17 protein-coding genes are annotated in these 17,437 nt (G+C 69.7%); 6 read left to right on the top strand and 11 right to left on the bottom strand.

The window, feature by feature from the left end:
- Positions 1 to 37: 37 nt before the first annotated feature.
- Complete coding sequence (locus VNG13_07505) at positions 38 to 274, top strand: DUF2630 family protein (GenBank protein ID HVA60369.1); 237 nt, start codon at positions 38 to 40, stop codon at positions 272 to 274.
- Here the strand turns inward: VNG13_07505 and VNG13_07500 are convergent.
- Complete coding sequence (locus VNG13_07500; protein ID HVA60368.1) at positions 262 to 951, bottom strand: hypothetical protein; 690 nt, start codon at positions 949 to 951, stop codon at positions 262 to 264. The two genes, VNG13_07505 and VNG13_07500, sit on opposite strands and share 13 nt — an antisense overlap.
- Here VNG13_07500 and VNG13_07495 point away from each other — a divergent pair.
- On the top strand, positions 917 to 2,611 hold the full coding sequence (locus VNG13_07495; protein HVA60367.1) for an MFS transporter: 1,695 nt from the start codon (positions 917 to 919) through the stop codon (positions 2,609 to 2,611). The two genes, VNG13_07500 and VNG13_07495, sit on opposite strands and share 35 nt — an antisense overlap.
- Positions 2,612 to 2,672: 61 nt before the next feature.
- Here the strand turns inward: VNG13_07495 and VNG13_07490 are convergent, their stop codons facing one another.
- The 10 genes from VNG13_07490 to VNG13_07445 all read right to left on the bottom strand — a co-directional run bounded on the left by VNG13_07490 (position 2,673) and on the right by VNG13_07445 (position 15,071).
- Positions 2,673 to 4,835, bottom strand: coding sequence for a hypothetical protein (locus VNG13_07490; GenBank protein ID HVA60366.1), 2,163 nt, complete (start codon positions 4,833 to 4,835; stop codon positions 2,673 to 2,675).
- 591 nt (positions 4,836 to 5,426) lie between these two features.
- On the bottom strand, positions 5,427 to 6,224 hold the full coding sequence (locus VNG13_07485; protein HVA60365.1) for a phosphatase PAP2 family protein: 798 nt from the start codon (positions 6,222 to 6,224) through the stop codon (positions 5,427 to 5,429).
- 53 nt (positions 6,225 to 6,277) lie between these two features.
- Entirely contained in the window at positions 6,278 to 7,765 is a 1,488-nt protein-coding gene (locus tag VNG13_07480) for a DHA2 family efflux MFS transporter permease subunit (GenBank protein HVA60364.1), read from the bottom strand.
- A complete protein-coding gene (locus tag VNG13_07475; protein HVA60363.1) occupies positions 7,756 to 7,998 on the bottom strand; it encodes a hypothetical protein in 243 nt (80 codons plus the stop codon). Before VNG13_07475 ends, VNG13_07480 begins: the two co-directional genes overlap by 10 nt.
- The gene (locus tag VNG13_07470; GenBank protein ID HVA60362.1) at positions 7,995 to 8,768 is read right to left on the bottom strand and encodes a GntR family transcriptional regulator; all 774 of its coding nucleotides are present in this window, start codon (positions 8,766 to 8,768) and stop codon (positions 7,995 to 7,997) included. The genes VNG13_07475 and VNG13_07470 overlap by 4 nt, the downstream gene beginning before the upstream one ends.
- Before the next feature lie 145 nt (positions 8,769 to 8,913).
- On the bottom strand, positions 8,914 to 10,656 hold the full coding sequence (locus tag VNG13_07465; GenBank protein HVA60361.1) for a hypothetical protein: 1,743 nt from the start codon (positions 10,654 to 10,656) through the stop codon (positions 8,914 to 8,916).
- A 271-nt stretch (positions 10,657 to 10,927) separates the two neighbouring features.
- A complete protein-coding gene (merA, locus tag VNG13_07460; protein HVA60360.1) occupies positions 10,928 to 12,325 on the bottom strand; it encodes a mercury(II) reductase in 1,398 nt (465 codons plus the stop codon).
- Positions 12,326 to 12,649: 324 nt separating this feature from the next.
- On the bottom strand, positions 12,650 to 13,045 hold the full coding sequence (locus VNG13_07455; protein ID HVA60359.1) for a PIN domain-containing protein: 396 nt from the start codon (positions 13,043 to 13,045) through the stop codon (positions 12,650 to 12,652).
- Positions 13,033 to 13,284 carry a type II toxin-antitoxin system Phd/YefM family antitoxin gene (locus tag VNG13_07450; GenBank protein ID HVA60358.1) on the bottom strand — a complete coding sequence of 84 codons (252 nt, stop codon included), beginning with the start codon at positions 13,282 to 13,284 and terminating at the stop codon, positions 13,033 to 13,035. Before VNG13_07450 ends, VNG13_07455 begins: the two co-directional genes overlap by 13 nt.
- A 491-nt stretch (positions 13,285 to 13,775) precedes the next feature.
- Positions 13,776 to 15,071, bottom strand: coding sequence for a kelch repeat-containing protein (locus VNG13_07445; protein ID HVA60357.1), 1,296 nt, complete (start codon positions 15,069 to 15,071; stop codon positions 13,776 to 13,778).
- A 395-nt stretch (positions 15,072 to 15,466) separates the two neighbouring features.
- Here VNG13_07445 and VNG13_07440 point away from each other — a divergent pair, with 395 nt between their 5' ends.
- The 4 genes from VNG13_07440 to VNG13_07425 form a co-directional block, all read left to right on the top strand.
- A complete protein-coding gene (locus tag VNG13_07440) occupies positions 15,467 to 15,682 on the top strand; it encodes a hypothetical protein (protein ID HVA60356.1) in 216 nt (71 codons plus the stop codon).
- Positions 15,683 to 15,691: 9 nt separating this feature from the next.
- Entirely contained in the window at positions 15,692 to 16,288 is a 597-nt protein-coding gene (locus VNG13_07435) for a cyclic nucleotide-binding domain-containing protein (GenBank protein ID HVA60355.1), read from the top strand.
- Complete coding sequence (locus VNG13_07430) at positions 16,261 to 16,461, top strand: helix-turn-helix domain-containing protein (protein HVA60354.1); 201 nt, start codon at positions 16,261 to 16,263, stop codon at positions 16,459 to 16,461. Before VNG13_07435 ends, VNG13_07430 begins: the two co-directional genes overlap by 28 nt.
- A 381-nt stretch (positions 16,462 to 16,842) precedes the next feature.
- Positions 16,843 to 17,437, top strand: a 595-nt coding sequence (locus VNG13_07425; GenBank protein ID HVA60353.1) for a recombinase family protein, incomplete at its 3' end; no start/stop codon positions are given.

The following is a 17,437-nucleotide window of genomic DNA, read 5'->3' as shown; positions in this document are numbered from 1 at the left end:
GGTAAGGATGGCGTGAGAAGTCGATGCGGAGGCCGCCGTGGAGGACCAGGAGATCGTCGCGCGGATCGACGCGCTGATAGCCGAGGAGCACAGCCTGCGAGCGGGCGGCCACGGCCTCGGCTCGGCGGAACGCAGCCGGCTCGGCCACCTCGAAGAGCACCTCGACCAACTCTGGGACCTGCTCCGCCGCCGCCGCGCGTTGCGGGAGGCTGGCGAGGACCCCGGCTCAGCACGCGAACAGCCGGTCAGCCAGGTCGAGGGCTACCAGCAGTAGCCGCGCCCGCCCGGTCCGGCGCGGTGAACGGCGCATGCGTCCCAGCGGAACCCGGCATCGGACCGGGCTCGATCCCCGAGCTCGCCGCCGGCGGCGACGTGCCGGCCCAGCACGAGGATGACGATCCGGCCGACGCCGGCAAGCTTGAGCCATTCCGCCGCCCGCTGGGCGTGCCAGCCGGTGGTCCACGTGTCGTCGAGCAGCAGGACACCCGCTGGCCCGGCCCGCCCGGCGCCTCGGAAGCCGCAGAGCCGCGAGCGCAGCCGCGGCAGGGTGGCCACCAGCTCGGCCAGCGGGTGGATCCCCGTCCGCCGGGCCGACGGCACCACGGTCACCTGCTCGAGTTCCGCCAAGCCTGCGGCGCCGGCGACGCACGGCTCGTGGCGGTCCAGAAAGCCGGCGAGCACCCGGCGGAGGATTTGCCGGCTGTCCCGGCCTTCGGCGTCGGGATACTTGTAGCGCCACAGGGCCTGCGCAAAGCCACCGCCCTTCACCGCGAGCGACACCGGGACGACGGCATCGGCCACGGCTTCCAGTACCCGGACGTGACCGGCGCAGCTGAAGCAGGTGGCGAACCCGGCCAGGATCGGACCCCGGCAGGTCCGGCACACGCCCGGCCCGGAAACCGGGATCGGCCGCAGCATGACGGCGAGGTCGTCGAGCGGGTCGGGTGCCACGCCGGCCACGGTAGGCCTCCACCGGATCCGCGGGAAGCCACCGTCCACAGGGCGCTTCTCGTCGCCTGCCACGCCTGGCCGTCGGCCGCGTCCTGACACGATACGGGCCGGTGCCCGGCGTCGGGATCGACCGCGAGTGGGGGCGATGGCCACAACAATCGGCGACGGCCTCCCCGGCCAGGGGCTCGTCTACCACAGCGCCCGCGGCCGGTGGGTGTTGGTGGCGACCGTACTCGGCTCGGGCATCGCGGCGATCGACGCCACCGTGGTCGGGATCGCATTGCCCAGCGTCGGACGCGATTTCCGGGTCGGCCTGGGGAGCTTGCAATGGGTGGTGACCGCGTACACGCTGACGGTCGCCGGCCTGCTCCTGCTCGCCGGCGCGCTCGGTGACCGCTACGGTCGGCGCCGGGTCTTCCTGCTGGGAGTCACTTGGTTCGCCGGCGCCTCCCTGCTCTGCGCTCTGGCTCCGAACGCGCCGACGCTGATCGCCGCCCGCGCGCTCCAGGGGGTTGGCGGAGCCCTGCTCACCCCCGGCAGCCTGTCCCTGCTCGAGGCGTCTTTCCGGCCCGCCGACCGGGCTCGCGCGATCGGCGCGTGGTCGGGTCTCGGGGGTCTAGCGACGGCGCTGGGCCCCTTCGTCGGTGGCTGGCTCATCTCTGCGGTGTCGTGGCGGCTGATCTTCTTCATCAACCTGCCACTCGCGGTTGCGGTCGTCGTCATCTCACGTCGGTACGTCCCCGAGAGCCGGGATGAAGCCGCGAGCGGACGGATCGACGGCACCGGTGCGGCCCTGGCCACGCTGGGCCTCGGCGCCCTTTGCGCCGGCCTGATCGACGGCCCCAGCGCCGGCTGGACGGCGGCCACGGTAGTGGGCGGCCTGGTCGGTGGGGTCGGGCTGCTGGTCGGATTCGTGGTCCGGCAGCGCCTCGCCACCAACCCGTTGCTTTCGCTCGGACTGTTCCGATCGAGGCAGTTCACCGCAACGAACTTGGTGACCTTCGCGGTGTACGGGGCGCTCGGCGGCACCCTGTTCCTGCTTCCTGTCGAACTCCAGCAGGTAGCCGGCTACAGCCCGCTGCGGGCCGGCGCCTCCCTGCTTCCGGTCACGGCCTGCATGCTGGTGCTATCCGCTCGCTCCGGGGCGCTGGCGAGCCGGATCGGCCCCCGGCTTCAGATGAGCGTGGGACCACTCGTCGTGGCCGCGGGGCTCGCCCTCTTCTCCCGGATCACCGCCTCGGGCGGATACCTACCAGAGGTGCTGCCCGCGGTACTGGTCTTCGGGCTTGGCCTGTCGGTGACGGTTGCCCCACTCACCGCGACCGCGCTCGCGAGCGCGCCGGTGCAACGGGCCGGAATGGCATCGGCCGTCAACAACGACGTTGCCCGGACCGCCGGACTGATCGCAGTCGCGGTGTTGCCGGCGGCATCCGGCCTCAGTGGCTCGGCGTACCTGCATCCGGCCGTGTTCGCACCCGGATTCCGGACCGCCTGCCTGATCGGCGCGGTGGTCTGCGCCGTCGGTGGAGCCATCGCGGCGGTGACCATTCGTAACCCCGCCCGGCGGCTCGACGGACCGGGCGTCGGCTACCACTGTGGGCTGGACGCGCCACCGTTGCGGGAACCGGCGGGTGAGGTCAGCACGTCGGTCTCGCCCTGACCGGCCGTTCTCATCCGGCCGCCCCCCCGGCGACGATGGTCCCGATCTCCGGAGCCGGGGATCAGTTTTGGCGGCGCCCACGTAAGCCCAGCGCGAGACCGATCGACAGGAGCACCAGGCCCGCCAGCCCCAGTCGGCCCGTCGAGCCGGTCAACGCCAGGGTTCCCGCACCGCCCCGAACCTTGCCGGGGCCCGCGGCCCCGGCAAGGGACACCCGGGTCGGGGATCGGAGGGCTCCGAAGACATCCAGCCAGTGGTGGGTCCCGGCGGCCCCGATCCACCCGCGCGTGTTCCGGTCCGCACGGAGCTGCGGGCGGCCGGATAACGACAACCAGGCGGCCGGTCGCACGATGACGCCTCCGGGCAGCCAGACCGCAACCGCCGGCCCGTCCGGGTGGAACAGCGTGTCGAGCGAGCACTTGACCGAACCCGGGGTGCCGAGCGGGTCTGGAGAAATCAGCCCATCGGGCAGCACGTAACGTCCCGGCTGGATGTCTTCCGCGGGACCGCCTTCGGCGTCCAGGACGCTGACCAGCGCAGCCCCGATGATGTCGCCGGCCTGCGAGCTCGCGGACTCTGAGTCGTCGGAGTGACCGCAGTCGAACCGATCCGTGCCGCTGGCCTGCGGGTTGGTCACCGGGTACTCACCGGGAACGCCCACCCCGTTCCCGCGCGGGAAGATGTAGCCGATCATGTCCTCGGCGAGCCCATCGACGAACCGGTAAGGCGTGTGCATGTGCGGGATCAGCCACGGCGGCAGGGGGAACTGCGGATAGGACATGTCCGGGGCTTGGAGGAAGCTGCGCAAGAAGGTGAAGGGGAAGACCTCCCCCGGTATCGAGACGAATTCCCCGTCGCCGATTCGGAAAGCCGCCACCTCGCTCAGGACCGATGTCCCGGCGGAGGAGCCGTTCGGTAGCGTCGGGACCTGCGCCGCGCAGCCGGGGGTGTAGCCGGGGCGTTCGGCGAAGACCCCGGCCGCGGCGGCCGCCGAGAAAAGAAAGTTGGCCAGCGGCACGCAGATCGTCGTCCGAGCGCCCCAGATCCGGTTGGTAGCCGACCACGTTCCCGAGTCGGCGATCGCACCCGCTACGGCGTCGGCGAGTTGGCGACCCAGGGTCGCTGTCTCCTCCTGATAGCCAAGCGGGACCATGGCGCCATTGGCGGCGAACAGCGTGCGGCATCCGGCCGGGTGGTCCGCGGAGAAGTACTTCTGCGGAACGCGGGAGATCGGACCGGAGAACACGGCAGGTGTCTCGTTGCTGCCGACCGATCCGGCCATCTCGATGCCGACGCCACCGAATCGGGCTTGCAGCTCGGCCCGGAAGAAATGCGGCCAGTCCGCACTCACCCAGTCCGCCTGCACCGGGTTGGGGTTGAAGCCAAGGGTCTCGGCGTGCTGGCTGACGTCGGCCAGTGTGGCGATCACCGATCCGCTGTTCGCCACCGCCTGCACGGTCGGCATCAGTTGGTCGTCGACAAACGGGTAAGACGACCAGCACTGCCGCAGGTCGGCCGGTTCGAGCGCCTCCGCGAATTTCAGATGAGCCGGCACCAGGTGCGCCGCGGCGTGTTCGATGGCCAATGCGGACTGGTGTACGAGGTAATCCACGAAATAGTCGTTCGTTCCCGACGTGGCGCTGTTCACCCCGCCCAACCCGAGGCTGTCCGGCGCGGACTCGTCATGCGTGGCGGAGATGAAGATGCCATCCAGGTGGTAGCCATCCGCGGCCACCTCCGCCCGGATGCGCGCCTGGTAGACGTTGAACAATCCCTCTTGATCTACTACCTCTACCGCGATCTCCTGCCTGCCGTTGCTCACCACGAGGGCGCGCGCCGTTACTGGGTCCGCAACGTGGTCGTAGAACCGCGGTGTGCTACCGCCCCCGCCGAGTAGGTCTCCGTCCCAGCGGCCGTTGTGGTTGCAGTCCAGGTAGGGGTCACCGAGGACGTAGTGGCCAACGTGCGACTGATCGACGTAGGGCTCTTCGAAGGCGAACTGGCGCGGGCCGCTGTAGACCGAGGCCAGCGCCGTGCCTGCTGCGCAGTCCGCGGGGTCGATCTGCCCAGCGAGCGGCGGGGTGAAGTCCGTGACCGCGGCACCCGCCAGAAATGCAGCCCCGTGGCTCGGTGCCGTCGCCGAGACCGCAGGCCCACCGGTGGCCAGCGCAATTGGCATGACTCCGGCTAGCGCCAGCCACCGCAGGCCCCGACGTCCGATCATTGGGAGCACCTCCAGTCGCCGCACTGTAGGCGCTGGCAGCGAAGGGTCGAGTCGGTACCCGGCCGCGACGGAGCCCGGAATTCGCGTCGACCCGAGCGCGCCGGGGGCGCATGATGCCGTTATGAAGATCGATGGCTGGAACGTTCTTCCCCGCGGCTACGGGCTGTCCTGGATCTGTCCGCCGCGCCCTGGTGGCTAAGACTGTGGTTCCACACTCCTTTCCTGGACCGATTCGCCTACCCGGTGGTGATCCGTCGCCGGCACGCCTACCTGGCGCGACATCCGTGTTGGCCCCTTGAGCAGTGCGACCCGGTCCCGACCGGCTGGCTCGTTATTACCGGCGCAGACGAGGCCCGGCTGGACGGCTCCGGCATCAACGGCTCGGCGATCCCTCCCACGGCTGTGCTCCGCCGGGACCGGGACCGCCGCCCCTCGAATCCGCCGGCGTGACGATGGAGGGATAAGCCGACCTCGACACCCGCTATCGCGTTGCCGGGGACGGCGAGCCGAGCACCACTTTGGACGGTTCGGCACCCCCGTGGCTTGACCCACTGGGCCGCAGACCCAGCCCCGCTGCCGCCTTGCCGCGGCTCATGGAAGGGAGGGCGGCGTTGGTGCGCCCCGTCCGCCAGTCGCCGGGAGTTTCGGGGTCCCTGCAAATCGGGCCTGCAGCCACACACCCGCCTGTGCGACACCGAAACCGGCGGCGGTGGTGGCCGCTCCGGCGATGGTGTCGAGGAGGTAGTGATTGGCGGTGCCGAGCACCACGACGACGGTGAGAACCGGGTAGGCGGCGGCGAGCACTCGGAGCCACCGCGCCCGGGTGAGCGCCCAGATGGTCACGGCGCACCAGACAGCCCAACCGGTGTGCAGGGACGGCATCGCCGCGTATTGATTCGACACGGCGGCGACCGAGTGTTGGCCCCAGCCCCCCCACGTGCCGAATCTCAGGACCGTGTCGACGAAGTCCGCGTGGGGAAGCAGCCGTGGCGGCGCCAACGCGTATAGCCAGAAGCCGAGCAAGCCGATCAGGTTCATGGCGAACCATGCGGCCGCATAGCGGCGCGCGATATGCGGAGCTCGTGAGTAAGCCGCCACCAGCACGGCGATCGTGATCAGGAAATGCCCGGTCGCGTAGTAGTAGTCGGCGATCTGGGCAATCACCGGGTGCGCGGATAGGTAGTTGTTGAACGCGTGTTCAGGATCGAGGTGGAGGACCGCTTCGAGATGCAGAATGGCCCGTCCGCGGGCGACTGCCACCGGGGCGGACCCCTGGACCGAGTCGCGGATCACGGTGTAGGCCGCGTAGGCGGCGACCAGGAGGACTGCCTCGGGCGCCAGCCGGACCGGCCATCGTCTGGCAACGCGGCGGCTTCGGGGCTGCCTCACCGGCTCGGCGCCCCTCGGGTGGCCCCGGACCTCCGGCAGCCGCTCCGGCGCGGTCACGCGACCCGAGCCATCGCCCGCTGCCGGGGCCGAGCGCGCGACGGCAGGGCCGCGATCAGTGCCGCTCCCATCGAGAGGCCTACCAGGACGAGCAGGGCGGCGCTGAACCCGCGGCCGGTCGATCCGGCGGGCCCTAGCCCGGAGCGGTGCCCGGCGACTAGCCCGAACACCAGTCCGCTAACCGCGACCCCAAGCGCGGTCCCCACACCGCGGGTCATGTTGAGCACCCCACCGGCCACGCCAGCCTGGTGGCGCGCGGCGCTGGCCATGATGGCGGCATTGTTGGCTGGGGTGAACGCGCCGAGGCCGACGCCGACGACCGCCAGCTCGCTGAGCAGAACCACGGTCCCGGTATGGACCAGGGCGGCCAGCGCTAGCCCAACCGCGGTCAGCGTCATCCCGACGACCGTCGGGATCCGGGCGCCGAGCCGGTCGCTGAGCCGGCCGGTTGACAGGGCCGACGCCCCGAGCGCCACGGGGAGGACGGCTAGCTCGAGGCCGGTGCGCGTGGGGCTCGCATGCAGCACGGACTCGATGAAGAACGGGGTGATGAAGAGCACCCCGAACAGCACCAGGTACGAGAGCAGCCCGGAAGCGATCCCCGCGGCGAAAGGCATCCGACGAAACAACTCGAAGTCGATCATGGGTGCGGTTGCCCGGCGCTCCCAGCGGACGAAGGCAACCGAGCAACCAACCGCGGTGGTGGCCAAGCCGAGCGCTGCCGGAGAGGTAAAGCTTCCGCGGCTACCCAATGAGAGCGCGGCCAACAGTGCACCTATAGCCGGGGCGAACAGGGCAAGGCCAGTCCAGTCGAACCGAACCCGCGGGGCCAGACCTCGACTCCGGGGCAGGAGGAACCAGCCGAGCAGGATCCCGATCAGGCCGGCCGGGACATTCACGAGGAAGATCAGCCGCCAGCCTCCGATCCCGATCAGCGCCCCGCCGACGGTGGGTCCCAGGGCCAGCCCGACCGCTTGTGCGGCGCCCTGGACCCCGATCCCTCGGCCCAGCTTGCCCGGCGGCAGGGCGGTCACGATCAGCGCAACCGAATTCGCCTGCAACATCGCCGCGCCGAGCGCCTGCACCGCACGGAACACATCCAGCGTTGGGAGGTTCGGAGCCAATCCGCAGGCCACCGACGCAACGGTGAACACGACGAAGCCGTAGATGTAGAGCAGCTTCCGGCCGACCATGTCGGCGAGCCGCCCGACCGCGACCACGGTCGCGGCCAGGACCAGGAGATATGCGAGCGCCACCCACTCCACCTGGTCCAGCGACGCGTGAAATGCCTCCTGCAGGGTCGGGAGGGCCAAGCTGACGATGCTTGCGTCGAGCTGACCCATCACAGCGCCGACACAGACAGTGCCGACTACCAGCCAGTGGGCGTTCGGCCAGGTTCGGATGCACGCGGGCCGGGCCGGCTCGACGAGTAGCCGGCTCCAAAGACGATGTCGCGACTCCGACCCCAGGGGATCTACTCCCACACCGACCACCGAGAAAGCAGCGCGAGAGCCGCTGCCTCGGTGAACACGACCAACAGCAAGCCAACGGCGCCGCCGAGCGCCGCGAAGCCTAGCCCGGCCGCGCCGAACACGATGATCCCGGCGAGCAGTTCGACAAATCGCACGTGGCGGGATGCGGGCGCACTCGGGATGGCGGACTCGGGTGGTCCAGCGGGGCTGCCGGCGCCCGACGGTTCGTCCCGGCCGCTGGTCATCCGGCGCTCCTGATCGCGCCGGGAGCGGCATGCATGCTGTACTCGTGTTCCGGAGACCACTCCGCGGACAGGCTGAACCGGTCACCACGGACGTGGGTGATCCGCCACTCCGCGGGCTGGCTGCGCCAGGTGGCCAGCCGCTCGATCCGGAATACCGCGATCCGGGGCCCGATGCTGAGCAGACGGCGCTGGGCCACCGTCGGCACCTCCGCATAGATCCGCTCGCCACCCTGCTGCACGCGCAGACCGCAGTGGCTAGCCAACTCGTCGTAGAACGCGGCGTGGGTGAAATCAGCCTCCAACAAGGGAGCGGCGAGTTGGGCCGGCATCCACAACCGGTCGAAGGCGAGCGGTTCGCCGTCGGCCAGCCGGAGCCGCTCGAGGAAGACCAGAGGGGAGGCCTTGCCCACGCCCAGATGAGCGGCCGCAACCGGGTCGCGACGCTCCTCCAGCACTCGTACCAGGCTGCGCGATCGATGGCCGGCGGTCTCCACGGCTCGAAACAGGCTGTACAGGGCACCTAACGGCTGATCGATCTGGCCGCCACCGACCACGCGGCTCCCCCGGCCGCGTTCGGCCACCACCCGGCCCCGGGCGCGAAGGTCCTGGAGCGCCTGCCGCACCGTCTGGCGGGACACTCCATACACACGGGCCAGCTCCGCCTCGCTCGGGAAGGCCGCGGCGAACTCGTCGGCGTCCAGCCGGCGGGCGAGCCCGTCACGAAGCTGGGCCCACAGCGGCATCGGACTGGCGCGGTCCAACACGGGCACCGGACTGCGCGTCCATTCGCCTCGCCAAGCATCAAGCACGGACGCGATTGTACGCATGTACGTACTACCGGCCGCACAGCCCTCAGCGCCAGGGCGGAGCCGGGAGCGCTCGTTGCCTCCGGCTCAGGTCTGGCGGCCCGCCGGGTCAGTGCTTCTTGCCGCCGCCTCCGCCGCCTCCGCTGACCGCACAGGGATTCGACTGCACCGGACCGGCGAGGTTCCCGAAGTAGCGGCTGCTTGGCGTGCCGTACTGGCTATCGGGAGCAGCGCCAGCCTGGCTAAACGTGTTGCCCGGCACCTGACCGAACTCGAAGACACACGTCGAGTTCAGCGTGTTCTGCGACCAGTAAGGGTAGAAGTTCCCCGGCCCCGGTGGGGGCGCGGTGCAACCGGTAAGCCCCGGGTAGCTGGCGGTGTTGCAGGTGTACTCGGTTGCGGCCAGGTCGGTCTCGACCCTCAGTTGCGAATAGGTGGAGCTACCCGAGACGGGCTGCTGCTGAATCATGGTCGACGGGAAGGAAGTCGCGGAAGTGCCGCTCGGCCAGTCCGGGTAGTACGGCGTCCCGTCGTAGTCGAGGTCCCCCCCGTTGTAGAAGTCGTCGCAGCCGGTCACCGTCACCGGGTCACTCGTGGCACCGCCCACTCCGAGACCGGGGAACGTCTGCCCGTTAACGGCGCAGAATCCGTCGTTGCCGCTGGAAACGTAATGCGCGCCGATGTACTTGCTGTTGTTCTCGGGGTTTGAGTTGTCCGGGCCGGCCGCCGTTTCGTAGGCGCCCATGCATTCCTCCTTGGTCCCGCTACCGCCGGCGGTCCGGTAGATCGACGAGCAGGGCGTGAAGTGCCCGGTCTCGAACTCGGTGTTGATGTTGGCCTGCAGCGCCGCCCATGGGCTGATGTTCGCCGACGAGGCGGTGTTGAACTCCGGCTGGAAGTTGAAAGCGGTACCGGCACAGGTCACGTAGTTGGTGTTCATGAATCCGTTTGCCGCGGAGGCCTGCATGGAACCGGTCTGCCCGGTCGTCAGGTCGTCGACCACCACCTTGAAGGCGTTCGTTCCGCTGCGTTCGCCCGGAACCTGTGCGTCGTACATGTGCACGCTCAGTTGATCGTTCGGATTCATCAGCAGCGTTCCGCCGTCCGGAATGAACGTCGAGGCATCCGCCAGCTGCGGGCTGGGCGGCCCGCTCGGTGCCGGGTTGTCGTTGTTCGCCGCCGTGTCCCGTTCGATGAACCCGAAGTTCACCGGCTCTGTGCAGGCCGGGTTGATATAGGCGAAGTTGTTCGTGGCCTCGAGGCTGTCGATGGTCAAGGCCGCACACCAGTGCGTGTCGTCACAGCTGATCGCGTTGATGAACGGCGGCGAGCCGGGCGGGTAGAACTGCATCTCCATGAAGGCACTGCCGCCGCCCTCGCCGCCGTACGACGTGGCGTTGGTATCGCTCTGCGGATTGCACGGGGTTTCCAGGTAGGAGTTCGGGTCGCACATCATCATCGAGAACCACGGGGCGACGGTGAGCTCGAAACTGTGAGTTACCGGATTGGCTGGGCTGTTGTCGGTCGGCGCGACCGTGGGCTCCAGGGGCAATTGCTGGCGCCAGGTCACGTTGTCGCCGGTGCCGGGTGCGGTAGACAGAAACTGGATGGTCGGCTCTTCGTGGCCGATGTACCAGCCGTTGTCGTAGAAGCGGCCCCCGTTCGCGCCGTGCAGGTCGGCGCAGACGAATCCGGGGCGCACGGAGGTCTGGATCGTCGAGTACCCGTTGCAGTCCAGTTCCCCGGTCGCGCGAGGGGACACCGAGCCTGTTGCGGCCGCGGCGAAAGTCGCTCCGGTGGCCGCGATCGAGGCAGCCACAAGCGCCGCGACCGCGCCTACGGTCGCTGCCATGCGCCACCCGTTCAGCCGACGATGGTGCCGTACCTCAGGGGTCATGGGATAGTCCCTCCTCGACGCTGGTGCGGGAATCAACGGCCCTAGCCGGTCGCAGGCAAGAGAACATTCGGGTTACCGTGCCGTTGCGCCTTCATGTTCCGCATCCGCTGCGCCACGGCGGCGCCGGGCTCGGCCGTTGAGCCCGTTCGGGGACGCCGTCGCGCGGCGCGGTTCATCGGCCTGCCCAGGGCGCCGATCACGCCCGAGGTTCTCGGGCCGAAACGGGTCAGGCGCAGCAGGAGGTGGGGAGTCGTTCGCCGGGCGCGAACAGTTTCGCGGCCAGGCGGAGGCTCTCGGCCATGGTCAGGTACGGCGCCCAGGTATCCGCCATGTCGCGCACTGTCATCCGGGCTCGGATCGCGTAGGTGGCAGCGAGCATCAGTTCGCCGGCGCCTTCGGCGGCCGCATGCACCCCCAGCAGGCGGCCGGAAGCGCCGTCCGCGATGAGCTTGACCGCGCCAAGAGTGTCGAAGTTGACCAGGGCGCGGGGCACGTCGGCCAACGACAGGGTTCGGCACTCGCAGTCGTACCCGGCGGCTAGAGCCTGCTCTTCGCTCAGTCCGGCGGAGGCCAGCTGCGGCCGGGTGAACATCACCGCGGGGAGCCCGGCGTAGTCCACGGCATCACTTGCGCCGAAGGCGTTCAAGGCGGCGACCCGACCCTGTGCAGCGGCGACGTAGACGTATTGGGGACCGCCGGTGACGTCTCCGGCGGCGAACACCCGTGGGTTCGTGGTGCGCTGCTGGGCATCGACGACAATGAAACCCCGCTGGTCGGTCTTGACTCCGGCAGCCGGCAGGTTCAGCCCTGCGGTGCGCGGCGTGCGCCCGGCGGCCAGGAGCAGTCGGCCGGCGGCCACGCGCAGCCCGGTATCGGTGACTACGGTGACCTGGCTGGCGGCGCCATCCCCGTTGCCGGCCGCTTCGACCGCGAGGGCGCGGTGCTCCACGACCCGGATGCCTTCCCGTCCGAACGCGGTGCGCATCACCTCACGAAGTTCGGGCTCCGCGTTGGGCGCCAGCCTGCCCACCAGCGTGACCCGCACCCCCAGGCCGGCGAACAGCTGTGCCTGCTCCATCCCGACGTAGCCGCCGCCGATCACTACCAGCGAATCCGGTAGCTCCAGGAGTTCCATCGCGGTGGTGGAGGTGAGGTAGTCGACCCGGTCCAAACCGGGCAGGTCCGGGCGGGCCGGCTCAGCGCCGGCTGCGAGCAGGTAGTTGGTGGCTTCCAGGGGCCGGCCGTCGATGGCCAACGTGCCGTCGTCGGCGAATGCGGCGGCGGCGGGCCGGACCTCGAAGCCGTAGGCGTCGGCGACCGCGGCGTACTTGCCGGAGCGGAGGCGGCCGACGAGTTCGTCTTTCTGCCCGATCAGCGCGCCCAGCTCGACGGGCCCGGCGGAGGTCGGTGCGCCGACAAACGGGTTGGCGGCAGCTTCGGCGCGGTGGGCGGCGAAGCGCAACAGCGCCTTGCTCGGGACGCAGCCGGCATTCACGCAGGTCCCACCGAGCGTCTTGGCCTCGACGAGCAGCACAGTCCTGCCAGCCTGCCGGGCGGTGATCGCCGCACTCATCGCCGCGCCACCGGAGCCGACCACGAGCAGGTCATACGGATGCTTGCTCACAACTGACGTCCAGTCGTCGTGACCGCAGCGAGCCGGTCAGGTGGGGTAGCGGCTGCTAGATCAAGTCCGGCCCCAGGCGGCCACCACTGGTCCGGAGGCTAAGCATGGTCTGCATCGCTTTGGTCTCTGACCAGCGGGGATCGGACAGCCGACCGTCGAGCATGCCACGCTCGTCGTCCCTGTTCGTGACTGCCATACAGCGCCAACCCTCGGGCGTCTGGTACCGGAGGACGCCGACCGGCTGGCCGGGTACCACGGCTTGGGGTGCGCCGGGTCTGATCGGCGGGAATTGGGCTGTGAGACGAACAGAGTCGCGCCTAAGCTTCAGGAGGCGCGGAAGGCGACGCCTGGCAGGTCGTGAAACGCTGTCACGTCGGCGCTGACCACGATGCGCTCCCGCGCGATGGCAGTGGCCGCGATGATCAAGTCGTGGGCCCCGCGAGGACGCCCGGTTCGGCGCGTGTGCGCGAGCAGTGGCGCGTGCGCGCGGGCCACGTCCAGGTCGTATTCCTCGACCGGGATCGTGTTCAGAACGCTGCGGACGAACGCGGTGCGGCTGGCGCGGCGCGCATCGTCGGCAAGTTCGACGCCAACCAGCATTTCGGCGGCCGTGACGGCCGCGATGGCCACGTCGTCGTCGTCGGAGATGAGCTGATTGAGCACCTTGACGCTGCGCTCGGCCGCGATGATCACCGTGCTGTCGAGGATCAGTCGGGCCACGGTCGCTCCTGCGTGCTCAACAGGCCGCGCACATCGCTCAACTCGCGAGACCAGGCGTCGTCTTTCGGGTAGTGGCGCAGTAGTGCCTTGACGGCCGCGCCGGACGTGCCCGCGGCCGGCTCGATCCGCGCGATGACCCGCCCCCCGCGGGTAACCAGAAAGGTCTCGCCGCCCTTTTCCACCGCCGTCAGCAGGGCGGAGAATCGTCGGGCGGCCTCGGTGGCCGTCACCTCGCGCATTGGATCAGATTATCTGATTCACTTGGCTTCCGCCACTCGCCTGAAGCGAATCAGCCCGCTGTGTTCGGGACGCGTGGGCCGGCGTGCCCGAAAGAGTTGCCCGAATGTCGCACCGGCGGGCGGAGGCCTAGTCCGCAGGGCCGTACGAGTCGCGCAGCAAGGCCGATCCCGCTGCCGACCCTGTGCCACTTCGTCGACGTGATGCCCAGGGCGGTCGGAAGCTAACGAACTAGCAACCTGACGACATCGCGCACTCTCCAGGGTCCAAAGGTGGCCTGCGGATTCGGTGCGCGCTGGGCACGCTTGCCCACGCCACAATCAACCCACCAAGACCACGTCCCCGTGGCGCTAATGACGCGACTGCAACCATCGTGCTCTCGACTACCGGATGTGTGGCGCGCGCCCCCCGTGACGACGCTTACCCGATCGATAGTTGCAGAGCCTTGCCGTCGGTCGTCGCCGCCGCGCTGGTGCGGACACTGGTCGGGCGGCTACGGGGTGCCGATCTCGGATTCGGCGAGTGGGGTGCCAACCAGGTTCGAGCTGGGCAGGCCACCACCGGTGACCAGAACCTGTCCACTGGTCAGCAGGGTTGCGATCGGGTCGTTACGACCGACCAGAAGCGAACCGCCCGACGTCCACGTGCCCGTCGACGGGGTGTAGACCTCTGTGCTCGTTAAGTCTTGCCCTTGTGTACCGCCGAGGACGAGTACCCTGCCGTCGGCGAGACGCACCGAAAGCGGTGCCACCCGGGGCGCGGGCAGCGGGGCCGTGTCCGTCCAGGTGTTCGCGACCGGGTCGTAGATGCTCGCGAGGACCTCCCCGCCGACGGTCGAGACGTTGCCGCCGCCGATAGTGATGGTGCCGGAGGGGGACCAGGAAAATTCCTGGGGCACGGACGGCACGTAGGTGTGGTTGTCGCCGCCGACGACCAGGACTCGGCCGTCGGGCAGGAGGCTCATCGCGCAGTGCGTGCGCAGGTGGGGATCCAGCGCGGTCAGCTGCCACAACCCCGTCAATCCCGTCGTCGGATCCGCGCCCGGGTTGTAGATCTCGAAGTCGCCCGGGTCGTTTCCGCAGCCGACGAGGACCCGGCCGTCCGGGAGCACCACGGATTGCAGCCACTGGTCCGACTGGAGCATCCGTCCCGTTACCTGCCAGGTGTTGGTCGTGGGGTCGTACAACTCCGACGGCCCGCCTGCCGTCGGAGAGGCGTCCATTTCCTCGACGCCCGGCACCCGCGGCACGTCGCTGGTGGCGCCGCCCGCGACCAGCACCCGACCGTCGGGCAGCGTCGCGACCGCGGCGGCGGAGTGCGGGTAGTTCATGTCCGGCCCAGTGTGCCAGGTCCCGGTGGTCGGCGAGTAGATCTCGGTGCTGAACGAGCGGGAGCCGAGCGACAGGCTCGTGCCCCCCGCCACCAAGACGTCGCCATCGGGGAGCAGGGCCGCGACATGATCCAGCCGGTCCAACGCCAACGACCCGGTCGGCGTCCACTGACCGGTCTGCGGGTCGTACAGCTCGGCCCCCGCCAGTGACTTGTTGCCGTCGGTCCCACCCACCAGCAGGACGTCGCCCGACTGGAGCAGGGTCGCGGTGGCGAGCCACCTGGCCTGGTTCAGCGAACCGGTCTCGGTCCACGTGAGACTGGTGCCCGACCCCGCCGACGCGGGAAGGGACAAGCCGGCCAACAGCATCGCGACGACCCCCGCGATGACCCGCCGGCGGGTCCACCAGATGCCAAGACGATCGCCGTCCCGCTCCTTGTCGAGCTTCCGTGCCGGCATTCGAAACCCCCCCGGAAGCCGGTGACAGCAGGTCAAATCACCGCAAAGCGCATGCTAGCCACGAACCAGGTTCAAGGTCAACGGGTCGCGTTGACTCATCAAAAATGCGCGCGTAGGTGGGGTCGTTGACTCATCGAGAAATGCGCGTAGAGCGCGCCTCCCAGGCTCCGGGTCCGGTTGCCGGTAGGGCCTGATCAGGCCGGTGACGAAGACGATCGCGACCCGGTATAAGCGGGCGAGCAAGGGCCGACAAGGGCAAGAGCCTCGACGAGTTATGCGCCACCACGGGGCTGGCATCGCAACCATGCCCGTAGGGCGTTGGCTGCCGCGTTGCGGCCGAAGGTGGTCCGTAGCGCGCCGGCCGCGGCCAGCGCGCTACGCGTCCGGAAGTCGTTGTGGCGCTGCGGTTTTGCTGGGCGGTGCTCGGAGCCCCGACCGGCAAGCGGCTGGTCGCCGTGATGGGCGAGCGGGTCGGCGCGCTGCGCCGCTTCGGGGAGCTCGAGATCAGCGACCCGGTCGCCGCGTTGCCGTCGCTTGGGCTGACCGGCGGGCGGGGTCGCCTGGCGGGGACGAGACTTGGGCGACGGCCTCCTCAGCGAGTAGCGGAGTGATCACCCAGGGTGTCGAGCGACGCGGATCCCTTTGATGCGGCCGAGGTCCGCCGGGCCGCCGAGCGCAGTGTTCTGGCGCGGCTGGCACCGGCGCTTCGGGACGCCGTCCTCGAGGGTGCGGTCCGCTCGGAGTTGCCCGCCGGGCGCTTCTTGTACGACCCGCCGCTGGGGCTGGTTGTGGCCGGGCTGCTGCGGGTGTCCATCGCCAGCTACGACGGACGCCGGTTCGCCGTCTCCTACCTGCGCTCGGGCGACATGGTCGGTCTGGACCGCCTGGCCGGCCGTCGCTTTCCCCTCGACCTCCAGACCGTCACCGACGTCCGGCTGCTCCGGCTGTCGAGGAGCCGGCTGGAAGAGCTCCGAGGTACCCAGCCCACCCTCGGCGTGGCCGTGGCCGAGCAGCTCGCACGGCACCTCGACGACATTCTCCACGAGACGACCCTGGCCGCCTTCGGCTCGGTGGGGGAGCGGGTGCTTCGCCACCTGCTCACCCTGGCCGTTCTCCGCCCGGGTGACAATGAGGGTGCAGTCTGCGAGATCACTAACCAGCAGCTTGCCGACGCCGGCGGTGCGGTGCGGTGCGCGAGACGGTGGCCCGGGCCCTGACCGACCTGAGGCACGAGGGCCTCCTCGGCGGGGACCATCGCCGCATCGTGATCCCCGACCCGGCCCGGCTGCGCGCCCACCTGACCTCGGTGGCCCGCCACCCAACGCGGCGAAGTGATCAAAGTCGCTCAAACCGGGACGACGGTCACACCCTCGACGACGGGGGTCACTGACTAGTCCAATGGAGCGACCGCCACAATGGCGATCCTCCGGCTCGGCGGCGGAGCTACCGGCAACCGCGGGGGCCACTCGTCGTCCACCCGCCCCAGTTCGTGCCGCTGCCACCGGAGGATGAGCAGCGCGCCCTCGCCGCCCTGGCCGAGCTTCTTGCCCCCCTGTTCCGGCCAACCGCGGGGGAAGAGCCCGACCAGGACAGCTGACCGATCCCTGCCGGCAAGCGCTCCAGCTCGACACGATCCGCCGGTACCACACGCAGCCTGGCGGGGCGGGCGCCTGGCCAGTCCGCTGGCCGACTTGACTTCGCCGACCCGTCGAGCCCTCCTCAAGCAGGTTCACCCGGCCGCGGCGAGCCTGTGACCCAAGGAGCCGAACCAATGCGTGTCGCCATCTACCGGCGCATCTCCACCGACGAAGCCCACCAGCCCTACTCGCTGGAAGCCCAGGAGCAACGACTGCGCGCCTACATCGAGTCCCAGCCGGACTGGACCCTGGTGCGTACCTTCACCGACCAGGCCTCCGGCGCCGCCACCGAGCGGCCCGACCTCCAACGAGCGCTGACCGAGGCCCGAGCGCACCGCGACGACCTGCTGCTCGTCTACCGGGTCGACCGGTTCGCCCGTTCCGTGCGTGGCCTCGCCACGCTTCTGGAACAACTGGACGCCGCTGGCGTCGCCTTCCGTTCGGCCACCGAGCCGTTCGACACGACCACCGCCGCCGGCCGGATGATGGTGCAGATGCTTGGCGTCTTCGCTGAATTCGAACGTGCCACGATCATCGACCGTGTCATCGCCGGCATGGAGCGCAAGGCTGCACGTGGCGAATGGCGCAGCGGCTCCAGGCCCTTCGGCTACACGATCGGCCACGCCTCCGGCCACCTGCAGATCCACCCGGACGAGGCGCCGCTGGTGCGGGTCATCTTCGACCTGTACACCAAGAAGCACCTCGGCGCCCGGTCGATCGGCAACTGGC

Source organism: Mycobacteriales bacterium, assembly GCA_035533475.1.
In the GTDB taxonomy this organism is placed as follows: Bacteria; Actinomycetota; Actinomycetes; order DATLTS01; family DATLTS01; genus DATLTS01.
This window is presented reverse-complemented; position numbering and strand designations above follow the sequence as displayed.